Source organism: Alteribacter natronophilus, from assembly GCF_006007885.1.
In the GTDB taxonomy this organism is placed as follows: domain Bacteria; phylum Bacillota; class Bacilli; order Bacillales; family Salisediminibacteriaceae; genus Alteribacter; species Alteribacter natronophilus.
Genome location: NZ_VCRO01000001.1, coordinates 1,089,990 through 1,103,963 on the forward strand (window position 1 = coordinate 1,089,990; position 13,974 = coordinate 1,103,963).

General features: G+C 48.3%; 14 protein-coding genes. All 14 read right to left on the reverse strand.

Features of this window, described 5'->3' with window-relative positions; all coding sequences use genetic code 11:
- Positions 1-14 precede the first annotated feature (14 nt).
- Positions 15-1,709 carry a DNA repair protein RecN gene (recN, locus tag FGB90_RS05475; protein WP_138809525.1) on the reverse strand — a complete coding sequence of 565 codons (1,695 nt, stop codon included), beginning with the start codon at positions 1,707-1,709 and terminating at the stop codon, positions 15-17.
- Between the two features lie 29 nt (positions 1,710-1,738).
- Positions 1,739-2,188, reverse strand: coding sequence for a transcriptional regulator AhrC/ArgR (ahrC, locus tag FGB90_RS05480; RefSeq protein ID WP_138809526.1), 450 nt, complete (start codon positions 2,186-2,188; stop codon positions 1,739-1,741).
- A 172-nt stretch (positions 2,189-2,360) separates the two neighbouring features.
- On the reverse strand, positions 2,361-3,182 hold the full coding sequence (locus FGB90_RS05485; RefSeq protein ID WP_138809527.1) for a TlyA family RNA methyltransferase: 822 nt from the start codon (positions 3,180-3,182) through the stop codon (positions 2,361-2,363).
- Between the two features lie 33 nt (positions 3,183-3,215).
- Entirely contained in the window at positions 3,216-5,105 is a 1,890-nt protein-coding gene (gene dxs, locus FGB90_RS05490) for a 1-deoxy-D-xylulose-5-phosphate synthase (RefSeq protein WP_138809528.1), read from the reverse strand.
- 9 nt (positions 5,106-5,114) lie between these two features.
- On the reverse strand, positions 5,115-5,729 hold the full coding sequence (locus tag FGB90_RS05495; protein WP_138810040.1) for a hypothetical protein: 615 nt from the start codon (positions 5,727-5,729) through the stop codon (positions 5,115-5,117).
- Positions 5,730-6,561: 832 nt separating this feature from the next.
- Entirely contained in the window at positions 6,562-7,455 is an 894-nt protein-coding gene (locus FGB90_RS05500) for a polyprenyl synthetase family protein (protein WP_246056059.1), read from the reverse strand.
- Positions 7,448-7,693 carry an exodeoxyribonuclease VII small subunit gene (locus tag FGB90_RS05505; RefSeq protein ID WP_138809529.1) on the reverse strand — a complete coding sequence of 82 codons (246 nt, stop codon included), beginning with the start codon at positions 7,691-7,693 and terminating at the stop codon, positions 7,448-7,450. The genes FGB90_RS05500 and FGB90_RS05505 overlap by 8 nt, the downstream gene beginning before the upstream one ends.
- Positions 7,686-9,062 (reverse strand): exodeoxyribonuclease VII large subunit, encoded by a 1,377-nt coding sequence (gene xseA, locus FGB90_RS05510; RefSeq protein WP_138809530.1) that lies wholly within the window; start codon positions 9,060-9,062, stop codon positions 7,686-7,688. The genes FGB90_RS05505 and xseA overlap by 8 nt, the downstream gene beginning before the upstream one ends.
- Before the next feature lie 13 nt (positions 9,063-9,075).
- Positions 9,076-9,927 carry a bifunctional methylenetetrahydrofolate dehydrogenase/methenyltetrahydrofolate cyclohydrolase FolD gene (folD, locus tag FGB90_RS05515; protein ID WP_138809531.1) on the reverse strand — a complete coding sequence of 284 codons (852 nt, stop codon included), beginning with the start codon at positions 9,925-9,927 and terminating at the stop codon, positions 9,076-9,078.
- A 260-nt stretch (positions 9,928-10,187) separates the two neighbouring features.
- A complete protein-coding gene (gene nusB / locus FGB90_RS05520; protein ID WP_138809532.1) occupies positions 10,188-10,589 on the reverse strand; it encodes a transcription antitermination factor NusB in 402 nt (133 codons plus the stop codon).
- Positions 10,590-10,838: 249 nt separating this feature from the next.
- On the reverse strand, positions 10,839-11,249 hold the full coding sequence (locus FGB90_RS05525) for an Asp23/Gls24 family envelope stress response protein (RefSeq protein ID WP_138809533.1): 411 nt from the start codon (positions 11,247-11,249) through the stop codon (positions 10,839-10,841).
- Positions 11,250-11,262: 13 nt separating this feature from the next.
- Positions 11,263-12,627 carry an acetyl-CoA carboxylase biotin carboxylase subunit gene (accC, locus tag FGB90_RS05530; RefSeq protein WP_138809534.1) on the reverse strand — a complete coding sequence of 455 codons (1,365 nt, stop codon included), beginning with the start codon at positions 12,625-12,627 and terminating at the stop codon, positions 11,263-11,265.
- A gap of 12 nt (positions 12,628-12,639) precedes the next feature.
- Positions 12,640-13,161, reverse strand: coding sequence for an acetyl-CoA carboxylase biotin carboxyl carrier protein (gene accB, locus FGB90_RS05535; RefSeq protein WP_138809535.1), 522 nt, complete (start codon positions 13,159-13,161; stop codon positions 12,640-12,642).
- Between the two features lie 443 nt (positions 13,162-13,604).
- Positions 13,605-13,958 (reverse strand): hypothetical protein, encoded by a 354-nt coding sequence (locus tag FGB90_RS05540; RefSeq protein WP_138809536.1) that lies wholly within the window; start codon positions 13,956-13,958, stop codon positions 13,605-13,607.
- Positions 13,959-13,974 lie beyond the last annotated feature (16 nt).

Consider the following 13,974-nt stretch of genomic DNA (forward strand, 5'->3'; position numbering starts at 1 on the left):
CCCTGACGCTTTGTCTACTTCGCTATTTTCGTTTCCTCAGCCTGCTCGATCAGTTCCTCGGCATGTCTTCGTGTGAGCTCCGTCATTTCAGCTCCCGAAATCATCCGGCCGATCTCTTCCACTTTCTCACGTTCGGTTAGAGGAGTTACCTCAGTTGTAACCCGGCCTTCCCTTTCACCTTTTGCAATGAACAGATGTGTATCTGCCATGGCTGCCACCTGGGGCAGGTGGGTAATACAGAGAACCTGTGATCCTTCTGAAATATGGTGGATTTTTCGGGCTATCGCCTGTGCGACCCTGCCACTTACGCCCGTATCCACTTCGTCAAAAATGAGCGAAGTCACGCCTTCATGACTGGCCAGAATCGACTTTAAAGCCAGGATAATACGTGAAATTTCACCCCCGGAAGCAACCTTTACAAGGGGCTTAAGTGGTTCGCCCTGGTTTGTGGAAACCATAAATTCCACGTCGTCGGTGCCGTCTTTCGTAAAATGACTGTCGGATCCGTCATGAAAGGCCACTTCAAATTTTGCCTTTTCCATGTAAAGAGCTTTCAGTTCTCCCTGGATATCGGCAGTCAGTTTCTTCGCCTGCTGTTTACGGATTTCCGACAGGTGTTTTGCTTCCACCATCAGATCCTTTTGAATCGCCTCAAGATCAGATGCCCACTTCTGCAGATGTTCATCTTTGTTTTCCAGTGTTTCCACTTCTTCTTCAATCCTTGAAGCATATTCAAGAATGGCATTTACATTTTCTCCGTACTTCCTGCGGAGAGTATTTATTTCATTGAGCCTGGATTCAATATCATTCAGACGCTCAGGATTAAACTCAATATTTTCCACGTAGTCACTTAATGTAAATGATGATTCCTCAAGCAGGTAATAACAGTTTGTGATCGTTTCCTGAACGTCTTTTAAAGCCGGATCAAGTTCCGCTGCCTCTTCCATCTGGTTGACGGCAACCATAATCCACTCAAGTCCCTTATTCTCTCCGTACATGGCCTGATAACTGTCGTGAACACGCTGATAAAGCGCTTCACTGTTGCCGAGCTTCTGCTTTTCTGCACCGAGTTCTTCGTCTTCATCGGGTTTCAGGCTGGCACTCTCTATTTCATTCAGCTGGTACCGGATCAGATCCAGGCGCTGAGCAGTCTGCTGTTCATTTTCCGAAAGCTGTCTGTACTGCTTCTTTGTTTTCACATAACGATTATATAGACTGCTGTATTCTTCCTTGGGATCTTTAAGCTCATCCTCTGCATACCTGTCCAGCAAAAACAGGTGTCTGTCCACCTGCAGCAGCTGCTGATGCTCGTGCTGGCCGTGGATATCAACCAGGAGCTGTCCTGCCTGCCTCAGAGTCGCAAGTGTTACAAGCTTCCCGTTAATTCTGCAGATACTTTTCCCCTGCTTTGTTATTTCCCTGCGAATGACGACCATGCCGTCTTCGGAAATTTCAATACCAAGATCCCGAAGCAGATTATCCACTTCACGGTGGTCATCGATGGAAAAAAGTCCTTCAATCTCTGCACGCTTACTCCCGTGCCTCACGAATTCCACTGAACCTCTTCCACCGATCAGCAGACCAATTGCATCGATTATGATGGACTTCCCTGCACCGGTTTCCCCGGTCAGTACAGTAAGCCCCTCTTCAAATGGAACCGTAACATGATCGATAATAGCAAAGTTACGAATGGAAAGTTCAACTAGCAACTGCAATCACGTCCTTTAACGGCAAATAATCAGAGCATCTCGAGAAACCGTTCACTGACGGGTTCTGTATCACTTTCAGCCCTGCAGATGATGAGAATAGTGTCATCCCCGCAGATTGTCCCGAGTACTTCATTCCAGTCAAGGTTGTCGATCAGTGCACCGACTGCATTTGCGTTTCCGGGCAGGGTTTTCATTACAATCATGTTATTTGTATGTTCTATGGAGACAAAGCTGTCCATCAGTGCACGTTTAAGTTTCTGAAGCGGGTTAAATCGCTGGTCGGCAGGCAGACTGTATTTATACCTGCCGTCGATCATCGGAACCTTTACGAGATGAAGCTCTTTAATATCCCTGCTCACCGTGGCCTGTGTTACGTTAAAGCCTGCGTTACGCAGAAATGACACGAGATCATCCTGTGTCTCAACCTCATTGTTTGTTATAATTTCACGAATTTTAATATGACGCTGCCCTTTGTTCATATCGTTCTCCTCCGTCATTCCGCCGGCTTCCGGGCCTGAATGTTTATGCTGGTATGTAAATAGTTATACCGTCTCTTATGTATATTAGCCGAAAACTTCCTTATATTCAAATGTTTACTGCGCACAAAAGGGAGACAATGCCTCTTGTCTCCCCTGTTTTTACGGGTACCGCTCATGTCTGTCCTTTAAGCTCATGCGCTTTTGCAACTACTGCTGCAAAATCAATCTTCTCATCACCCGGAGGCTGTTCAGCTTCCTCCTTCTTCATGTAAAGGAGGAATTCAATGTTCCCCTCCCCGCCACGAATCGGGGAAGGAGCTGCACCTTTTACTGTAAAGCCCAGCTCCTCTGCAAAAGAAGCAGTGTCTTCGAGAACCCGCTCATGAACTATACGATCCCGTACTATGCCTTTTTTCCCAACTTCTTCACGACCTGCCTCAAACTGCGGTTTGACCAGGGCGGATACTTCACCGCCTTCTTTCAGTATCCTCATGAGTGGGGGCAGAATCAGTCTCAGGGAGATAAAAGACACATCAATTGTAGCAAAATCAGGAACGCCGGCAGTGAAGTTCTCCGGTCCGCAGTAACGGAAATTGGTTCGTTCCATAACGATCACACGTTCATCCTGACGGAGTTTCCAGGCGAGCTGGTTGTACCCTACATCCAGTGCATATACAGCGGCCGCTCCGTTCTGAAGGGCACAATCCGTAAATCCGCCGGTGGAAGAACCGATATCAAGCATCGTCCGGCCTTCCAGGTCCAGATCAAATTCCCGGATCGCACCTTCAAGTTTAAGTCCTCCCCGGCTTACATAAGGCATGGTTTTGCCTTTAAGTTCAAGGTCTGACGTTTCCTTCACTTTTGTTCCGGGTTTATCGACTCTTTCACCATCTGCAAAAACAAGGCCGGCCATGATCGTCCGTTTCGCTTTTTCTCTCGTTTCAATAAGGCCTCTTTCCACCAGAAGCAGGTCGAGGCGCTGTTTCTTTTCCATATATTAAGGTCTCTCCAGTTTATCCTTTGTCAGTCATGCACGCTGCTGTCTGCGTGGGATGATATCCATCACACGGTCGGCAACATTGGCAGGTGTCAGGCCAATTTCCTCCCACAGCTGGGGAACTCCCCCGTGTTCAATGTATCTGTCCGGAATTCCCATCCGTTCGACAGTAACGGAATGAAAGTGATTTTCATGGAAAAATTCCAGAACGGCACTTCCAAAGCCGCCAAGCAGAGCATGTTCTTCAAGCGTGAGGACCGGTTTATTTTTCATCGCAATCTGTTTGAGCATGTCTTCATCCAGAGGCTTAATGGAACGGGCGTTAACAACCTCCACGTGTACGCCTTCTGCTTCCAGGCGTTCCGCTGCATCCATCGCTACGGGAATCATTGTTCCAAATGTAAGGATGGTCAGGTCATTTCCATCCTTCAGTACCTCCCATTGTCCCACAGGGATCTGCTTGAGGTCTTCATCCATATGAACCCCGTAACCGTTGCCCCGGGGATATCTGACAGCTACAGGACCGTCATCAATATTGACAGCTGTAAAGATCATATGCTGGAGTTCATTTTCATCCTTGGGCATAAGAATTTTCATGTTCGGAAGGTGACGCAGATAGGAGATGTCAAAGACCCCCTGATGTGTTTCACCATCGGCACCAACAAGCCCGGAACGGTCAATGGCAAAAAAGACGTTCAGGTTCTGCCGGCATACATCATGCACGAGCTGGTCGTAACCGCGCTGGAGAAATGTGGAGTACACGGCAAACACAGGCTTTAAACCCTGGGTTGCAAGACCGGCACTCATCGTTGTAGCGTGCTGTTCGGCAATCCCCACATCGTACATCCTGTCCGGGAACTCCTTGGCAAATTCATCGAGTTTTGTTCCTCCCGGCATCGCTGCCGTAATGGCAACTACACGGTCGTCCTGCCTTGCAACCTTTTTGAGGGTGTTGGCAAAAACTGCGCTGTAGCCTGGAGGTCCCGGTTTCTTCACTACTTCACCGGACTCAATTTTATATGGACCAAGACCGTGCCAGGTTCCTTTTGCATCGAGCTCGGCAGGTTTGTAGCCTTTTCCTTTTTTCGTAATCACATGGACAAGTACCGGCCCTTTTGTTTTCTTGGCGTATTTCATATTTGACTGCAGATCCTCAAGATCATGCCCATCTACAGGACCAAGGTAGGTAAAGCCCAGTTCCTCAAAAAACATTCCGGAAACAAGCAGGTATTTAAGGCTGTCTTTCACACGTTCGGCTGTGGAAGCCAGCCGTCCGCCGAATGCAGGAATCTTTTTAATGAGCATTTCCAGCTCTTCCTTGGCTTTCTGGTACTTCCCGGCTGTCCTCATACGGCCGAGTACGCTGTGAAGCGCACCTACGTTTGGAGCAATGGACATTTCATTGTCGTTAAGCACCACAATCAGGTCGGTCTGCTCGTGGCCTATGTGGTTCATAGCCTCAAGTGCCATACCGCCTGTCAGGGCACCGTCACCGATGACAGCTACCACGCTTTCGTCCGTACCTTTCAGATCGCGTGCCAGTGCCATACCCATCGCTGCGGAGAGCGAGGTGGAACTGTGGCCCGTTTCCCAGACATCATGGACACTTTCGGACCGTTTCGGAAATCCGCACAGCCCCTGATACTGCCTGAGTGAATCGAACTGGCCTGCACGTCCTGTGAGAATTTTGTGCACATAGGCCTGATGACCGACATCCCAGAGGAATTTATCCTTCGGGCTGTCGAAAAGCTGATGAAGTGTAAGGGTCAGCTCTACTACACCGAGATTAGGGCCAAGGTGGCCGCCGGTGACAGACAGCTTGTTAATCAGGAAATCCCTGATATGCTGTGCCGTATCCTCTAATTGTTCGTTGCTGTAATTTTTCAGAAATCCAGGGTCTTTGATCGTTGTTAAATCCAAGAAAAACCCTCACTTTCGTTTGTTTTTCTTCTTGCCCTTCTTTTTTCCCTTATTCCCGCTGAAAATGGTTATCTTTAATTTTACCTCTAATAAATAAAATAATCTACCCACCTGATAGATAATGGGAGTCGAGTACTCTATGGCAAGAGTCTTGCCCACGGATTTCCCGCCTACAGTGAGCGCAGCCACGACACTCGTAAAAATCACGCTGATGATAAACTGCACGGTCGATCCTTCGCCGTGGCCCATCTGGACAGCAAGCTGAAGAACCACGTAGGCCGATGCCGTACCACTGATGACACCGGCGATATCTCCAATGACATCGTTACAGAAGTTAGCAAACTTGTCCGCGTTCCGGGTAATATGTACAGACTGCTTTGCGCCTGGCAGCCGTTCGGCAGCCATGGCGTGAAAGGGCTTTTCATTAGCCGCAGTCGCAGCTACCCCTATCGTATCAAATATTACCCCTGTCAGGACAATAATAAACACAATGAGCATCCCGATGCCCCATGCGACCCCGCTCAGGACGGAGGTTGAGATAATTGCAAAAATTGCCGCTAACACCAAAGTGATAACGGCAATCATCCAGCTCCAGTTAAGTGATTGTCTTACAGATTCCTTCATAGGCAGAACATCGGTCCTTATCATTAAGTATAGCTCTTCACCGAGAGCCTGCTGTATTTAAAAGTATACAGGCGGTGCTCTATACCGCCGCCTTTGATACGGCTCCTCACGGGACAGTCAAGTCCGGGCTCTGTGAATAGGAGCCGGTAACCTGCGTCATATGTATCCGAGTGGTCATTTAAAGAGTAAAGACTGCGTCTTAGGTCCAGTAGGTTTTCCCAGACGGATACCTCGGCGTCGCCGCCGTGGCGGTTTCCCTTTAAACCCGTCTTGGCGCTGTCGCCAGGCGCCAGACTGGATTGCCACTTAGTACGCACTATAATCCCCTTTAAATGTCCGATGGAACAGTCTAGGGGTTTTCCCCGGCAGTTCCTAACCATCCTCTATCCTCTTTTGCAGACGCGATTTCATATGATCATACCAGTATACAATCTTAGTATTCACAATCCCCTCGCTGTCCACTCAAGGCAGGCTACGCTGCCCACGAGTTCCCTACTCGCGCGGCAGGTTCATACCTCACGTCATAGCTTTCTCCGGGAAGAGCAGCCACAACGCAAGGCCTCCGCGGCTGCAGGGTCATCGCCCACATGCCTTTGTGGATCGCCCTACAGCCTTTACTCCCGGAATTGACCCAAAGCTGGGCGCCTCAAGCCAAAACCAGGAACTTCATCGATGTGCCCTTTAGCGGATTTTTAGGCCCGCTTTCGAGAATGGAGAACCGACTAGAATACTGCACCACCCGGCTATCTATAGTATAACATGATACGATTTTCAGAGACAATGAGCAACCCGTGACAGAAAAAACAGGCCTTTCCACCAGTGGAATTTTATGCTATCTTGTTCTCTCCGCAACGTAGCGGGTCAGTTCATGAAGCAGTTTGTGGTCTTTTTTTATTTGTAATAAATATTCCTTCGCATTCTGAATATGCATGTCCAGCTTTTCTTTTGCACCTTCCATCCCCAGCAGTTTGGGATAGGTGGTTTTTCCGTTGGTTTCATCGCTGCCCGCAGGTTTCCCCATTTCCTCTGCATCTCCTTCAACATCAAGAATATCATCCTTGATCTGGAAGGCAAGACCGAGGTTTTTGGCAAACCGCCTCAGCAGAAGGCATTCTTCTTCATCGGCCGAAGCAATAATGGCGCCTGCTTCAATGGCAAAAGCAAGCAGATCTCCGGTTTTGTGATGATGAATGTATTCAAGATCAGATACTTCAAGACCGCTCTTTTTTTCCGCCTCCATATCAGCAACCTGTCCGCCAACCATTCCTTTAGGCCCCGCTGCCTGAGCAAGGTGGAGGATAAGTTTTGCCTTTTCCGAATCGTTCAGGTAGGCTGATTTACTGATGATTTCAAAGCTCTGGGTAAGAAGGGCATCACCTGCCAGAATGGCCATTGCCTCCCCGTAAATAATATGATTTGTAGGCTTTCCTCTCCTCATATCATCGTTGTCCATTGCAGGAAGGTCATCGTGAATCAGGGAATACGTATGAACCATTTCTATTGCACACGCCGTGTCATATCCTTTTTCCAGGCTGACTCCATAGCCTTCAAGAGTGGCAAGAAGGAGGATCGGCCTGAGCCTTTTCCCTCCTGCTTCAAGGGAATATCTCATGGCGGAAACGAGCACTTCCGGGGAATCAAGGTGTGCAACGTAGCCAGGGAGACGCCGTTCCACCTCTTCCTTCTGATCCTCAAGAAACCGCGACAGCGTCTGCTGCTCACTCACTTGTCTGTTCCTCTTCAATCGTCAGTATTTCAATTTCCCCGTCTTCATTCAGAATCTGATCCATCTGGGCTTCCACTTTCTTCAGCCTCTCATGACAGTATTTTGAAAGGTCCATTCCCCGCTGAAACATCTGAATCGCTTCTTCGAGCGGTACATCCCCTTCCTCCAGTTTTTCAACTACCTCTTCAAGACGTTCCATCGCTTCTTCAAAAGTTACCTGTTCGTTCTGTTCACTCATTCTCTTCACCTCTCTTGGAAAATTGGATTTTATCTTCTTTTTTTCCGGTTATTTTTCCGTAAAGCAGCCCATCTTCCAGCCGGATCGTTACCGGGTCATCCTCCTGTGCCTGTTCCGTGCTTTTAAGGAGACTTCCGCTGCTGTCGTAGGCAAGGCTGTAGCCCCTCTCCATCATTTTAAGTGGACTGAGAACATCCAGCTTAAACAGCTGGCGCTGAAGTGTTTCCTCTTTTGACTTTTGGAAATCGGAAGCTGCAGCTTTAAATCGCTCATGCATCCTCTTTAAGGAGTCGGCCTCCCGGTGGATTCGGTGACGGGGATGTGCCTGCCGCAGGGAACGCTGTGCGAATTTGAGCGACTCCCGTTTTGACTGGACCAGGCGGGTGGTTCCCTTCTGCAGAGAATCCATCAGTCTGTCGAGCTCCTGTTCCTTCTGGCTGATCAGCTTTCCAGGGTAACGGAAGGCGTAGGACTGATCAAGACGCGATAACCGTTCTCTTAACCGGGCGGTTTGTTCACCGGCTGCCCTTACAGCACGCATTTTCAGACCTCTGATTCTCTCCTCCAGCTCCTTTACATCCGGAACTGCCAACTCTGCTGCAGCTGTGGGTGTCGGGGCGCGCAGATCTGCAGTAAAATCACTGATTGTCACATCTGTCTCATGCCCTACGGCTGAAATGACCGGGACAGGACTATCGAAAATCGCATCTGCCACGATTTCCTCATTGAAGGCCCAGAGTTCCTCGATTGAACCGCCGCCCCGGCCTGCAATTATGACATCGAACATTCCTGCTTCCCCTGCCTGGCGGATTGCCCTAGCCACGGAGGGAGCTGCACCGGGTCCCTGAACAAGTACAGGGAGAAGCGTAATCTTAACCGCCGGATAGCGCCTTTTTAATGTCGTAAGTATATCGCGTACAGCAGCCCCGGTCCGCGATGTAATTACCGCAATTGATGAAGGAACAGCCGGAATCGGCTTTTTTCGTTCCTCACTGAAATACCCTTTGATTTCGAGTTTTTTCTTTAATTCCTCATAAGCCAGATACAGGTTTCCGATTCCGTCAGGCTGCATTTCCTTTACGTAAAACTGATACTGCCCATGAGGTTCATAAACGCTCACGTCACCTCTTACCAGAACATTCATCCCGTTTTCCGGCAGGAATTTCAGGAAACGGTTACTCCCTGCAAACATTACACTCTGGATTCGGGAATTTTCATCTTTGAGCGTAAAATACATGTGACCCCGGCTGTGTTTTTTAAAATTTGAAATTTCCGCCCGGATCCAGACGTTCTGAAGCACAGGTTCATCATCAATCAGGCGTTTTATCTGCCTTGTGAGACTGGAAACGGTGAGATAATTCTGCTGCATAACGTTCCTCCTGCTATCTCCTGCGTTTTTGTGCTGATTCTATTGTGTTGTTAAGTAGCATGGTAATGGTCATTGGACCTACGCCGCCAGGAACCGGAGTAAGATAGGAAGCCACTTCCTTCACCTCTTCAAACTTTACATCACCCGTAAGATTACCTTCACTGTTGCGGTTAACACCTACATCGATGACCACCGCTCCCGGCTTGATGTATTCCCTGCCGACAAATTCCTCTTTCCCCACAGCTACCACAAGAATATCCGCCTGGGCTGCAATTTCCTTCATGTTTTCAGTACGGGAATGACAGTATGTAACGGTTGCGTTTTCGTTGAGAAACAGCTGGCCGGCAGGCTTTCCGACAATATTACTTCTCCCGATGACCACAACGTGGCGTCCCTCGATTGAAATTTCCCTTGATTTCACCATTTCAACGATTCCTGCGGGTGTACAGGGCAGAAAAGCTTCCCTGCCGATCATCATTCTGCCAATATTTACAGGATGAAAACCGTCAACATCCTTCTCTGGAACAATGGCGTCAATGACGGCATCTTCCGAAATATGGGACGGGAGTGGAAGCTGTACGAGTATTCCATCGATGTGCTGTGCGTCGTTCAATTCCCTGATCCGGCCCAGCAGTTCTTCCTCTGTCGTACTTTCCGGAAGTTCGTAGAGTTCCGAGTGAATGCCCGTCTCCTCACAGGCCCTCTGTTTTCCTCTGACGTAAGACTGTGAAGCAGGGTCCTCCCCAACAAGTATAACGGCGAGCCCCGGTATAATGCCTTGTTCCTTCAGTTCCTGTGTACGGTACTTCATTTCTTCGCGCTTCTGCGCGGAAAGTTCCTTGCCTGAAATAATTTCAGCGGTCATCCTGGTTCTCCCCTTTTGTTATATATATTTGATATTTTATTAACGCTCTTTTCGTACAGATTGCTGTTTTTCACGCTGCAGGTGGACGCTTAATCAAGGATTAAGCGTTCGTCGCTGGAGTCGGTGCCTTTCGCGTTAACTTATGTAAAAAACAATCTTTCCGAAAAGAGAAAAAAACAGCCTTGATAAAAAAGCATCCGCAGGTACGGAAAAAACCCGGGTCGGCTTTTTGTGGGAAAGTCTTACCGGGTTCTCAGTAATTATTCTTTCGGAAGACCTTCAGCAATTTTTGAAAGCACACCATTTACAAAGCGGCCCGACTCTTCGTCAGCACTGAACCCTTTGGCGAGTTCAATCGCTTCATTAAGGCTTACATTTACCGGAATATCATCTTCCCATTTCATTTCATAGACAGCCATGCGCATAATGGCACGGTTAACGTTTGCCACACGGCCGATTGTCCAGTGCTCCATTGCACCGTTCAGTGCTTCATCAATCTCGGCGGTATGCTCAACTGTACCTTTTACAAGAGACTGAAGAAAAGGTGTTACCTCTTCATCTTCTTCAAGTACAGCATCGATTGCTTCTTCATTTTCAACGCCCGTCATATCGATCTGATACAGGGACTGGACTGCTTTGATTCGCGCCACTCTTCGGTTCATGATTGTTACGTCTCCTTTTATAGCTTACAAAAATCCATACTACTTTAAAATATAGCACATCCGGCGGTGCCAATACAGTCTGACCGTATAATCCGAACACTCTTTCAACTCTGACGGGTGTGCATGCAGCAGACGGCACGAGACCCGCACAGCTTCAGAAGGGGCGGTCCCCCGCCCTGGAGGAGCGACCTCTTCTGCTCTGCCAGATAAAAAACCCGAAGGAATTGGTACCCTTCAGGTTTTTCTGTGCTATTTTCCGTCGCCCTCAGGATCTTCTTTTTTCGTTTCTTCAAACTGGACGCCTACGACATGAACATTGACACCTTTCAGTTCAATAGCCGTCATATTTTTCAGTGTCTGAAAAATATTTTCCTGGACCTTTTTGCAGACATCGGGAATGGAAACGCCGTAGTTCGTAATGACAAAAACATCGACGTTGATTCCCTCGTCCTGAAGATCAACTTTTACCCCTTTGCCGTGCGTACTTTTGCGACCGAGGCGTTCGGCAACACCCGAGGCAAAATTTCCACGCATCGTAGCGACACCGTCGATTTCGGAAGCTGCCAGTCCCGCAATGACCTCAATGACTTCAGGGGATATCTCTACTTTTCCGAGATCATGATGACCATCGGTCATATCAATCAGCTGATTGTCCTTCATTACATTACCTCCCTTACTCGTCGTCACTTTTCGGCTTTAACGGATAGTTTTCCAAAAACTTCGTATTAAAATCACCGCTCACGAAAACCTCATGATCAAGCAGGCGCAGGTGGAACGGAATGGTCGTGTCCACACCTTCAATAACGAATTCTCCAAGGGCACGCTTCATTCTTGCAATGGCTTCATCCCGTGTTTCACCATAAGTGATGACTTTTGCAACCATTGAATCATAAAACGGTGTGATCGTATAGCCCGGATAAACGGCGCTGTCGACACGGACACCAAGACCGCCCGGCGGGAGATACATTTCCACTTTCCCCGGGGAAGGCATGAAATTTTTGTCCGGGTTCTCAGCATTAATACGGCATTCCATCGACCAGCCGTTAAAAGTAACATCTTCCTGGGAGTGGGCAAGTTTCTGTCCTGAAGCCACAAGAATCTGTTCTTTAATCAGATCGATTCCCGTTACCATTTCAGTTACAGGGTGCTCAACCTGAATTCTTGTATTCATTTCCATAAAGTAAAAGTCACCGGTATTGTGGTCATAAATGAACTCAACTGTCCCTGCTCCCACATAATCCACAGCTTCCGCTGCCCGAACGGCAGCTCCTCCCATTTCCGCACGTTTCTCCTTAGTGAGGGCCGGACTCGGCGTCTCTTCCACAAGTTTCTGGAGGCGTCGCTGAATGGAGCAGTCACGTTCACCGAGGTGAATCGTATTTCCATGGGTATCGGCCAGTACCTGAATTTCCACGTGACGGAAGTCTTCAATAAACTTCTCCAGGTAAACACCAGGGTTTCCGAAGTTTGCTCTTGCTTCATTCTGTGTAACCGAAATGCCTTTTCGAAGCTCTTTTTCATCTTTGGCGACACGGATCCCTTTACCGCCGCCCCCTGCAGTTGCTTTTATAATGACAGGGTAACCAATTCCCTCGGCAATCCTGACCCCGTCTTCAACATCTTTAATAATACCGTCAGAACCCGGTACGACCGGCACGCCTGCTTTGTCCATCGTCTTTCTTGCAACATCCTTTGTCCCCATCTGACTGATTGCTTCAGGTGACGGACCGACAAAAGTAATATTACAAGCAGAACAGATCTCTGCAAAATCGGCATTCTCAGCAAGGAATCCGTAGCCTGGATGGATCGCGTCCACTTCAGTCAGCGTGGCTACACTCATGATGTTTGTGAAATTCAAATAACTTTCCGCTGACGAGGTGGGACCAATACAATAGGCTTCATCAGCCATCCGTACATGAAGGGCTTCCTTATCCGCCTGTGAATAGACAGCTACCGTCTCAACCCCAAGCTCCTGACAGGCCCGGATGATCCGGACAGCAATTTCTCCTCTGTTGGCTATAAGCAGTTTCTTTATCATACGCGTCATCCCCTACTCCGGTTTAACCAGAAACAGTTCCTGGCCGTATTCCACGAGCTGGCCGTTTTCAACGAGCACTTCCACAACTTCACCTTTAACTTCAGCTTCGATTTCGTTCATCAGCTTCATGGCTTCAACAATGCAGACCACTGAATCAGGCTTCACTTTATCACCCTGGTTCACGTATGTAGGCGAATCAGGTGATGGTGCTTCGTAAAAGGTTCCTACCATAGGAGAGGTGATCGCATGAAGACCTTCCCTGTCAGAACTGTCCTTTTCGCCGCTTTCGGACTTTGCTTCGGGTTTTGCTTCCTGTTGTGGTGCAGGAGCTTCGGCCTGCTGAGGTGCTGCAGGTGCCGGCTGTGGTGCTGCAGCCTGGGGTACTTCCCTGACGACAGTCTGGCCGGCTCCTTCTGCTCCTTTAACCTGTTTACGCATGGTGATTTTTTCACCATTCTGTTCGTATTTAAATTCATCGATGCTTGACTGGTCAATTAATTTGATCAGTTCACGGATTTCCTGGATTTTTAACATTTCATTCACTCCTTGTACAAATCTTCCGTATGTTTGCCTGTCCCGGTAATAACCAGGGCGTTAACGGTATGTATTATGAGCAAGTCCTAATTTTCATGCTACCGTACTTTTCTGTAATTGAAAAGTATTTTTCTGTTTCGTAAACACTCCTGTTTTATTTCCACTGCATGCGGACGCTTTCCGCGGGCAGGACCTCAGCCTCCTCGGGAAAATCACCCTTCGGGGACTTCAGATCCTGCTTTTCCCTCCAGAGTTGCCGCCTTTCGCTTCAATCTAAAAAAGCAGCAATTTATTCATTCGAAAACGGCCTTCTGTTTTGAATGGGGTTCACAGCTCCGGGAAAGCGCTGTCAAATCCCTCCACGCAGAAACACCTATCAAACAGCGGTGCCTCCACCTGCCCCCGCGAGGAGGCTTCCGGCGGGACGGCACCGCTTCATCGGCTTACTGCTCTTCGGCAGGCTCTTCTGTTTTAACAGCTTTCTCAATTTTGTATTCTCTGAAGACGGGGATTTCAGACAGGTTGTCGGGAATCTTCCCTTTTTCAAGAAGAATGATTTTAACCGTATTCTTGTTTCTCGCCATGTGGTACTTTTCTCCGTACTCATTTTCCTGAGTATACTTTTTAAGACTCTGGTAGTCTTCTTCCTGAATGGAGATCGGCTCCGTACCCTCTTCAGCATCCTCTTCCTGATTAAAACCCACGTCAAATTCAACTATTTGAATTTTATCATTCTTTATATTGCGCGTCTGTTCCAGTACCGCTTTGGCACCTTCCGTTAAATCAGACCATTCCATTTGCCGGATCTCTCCT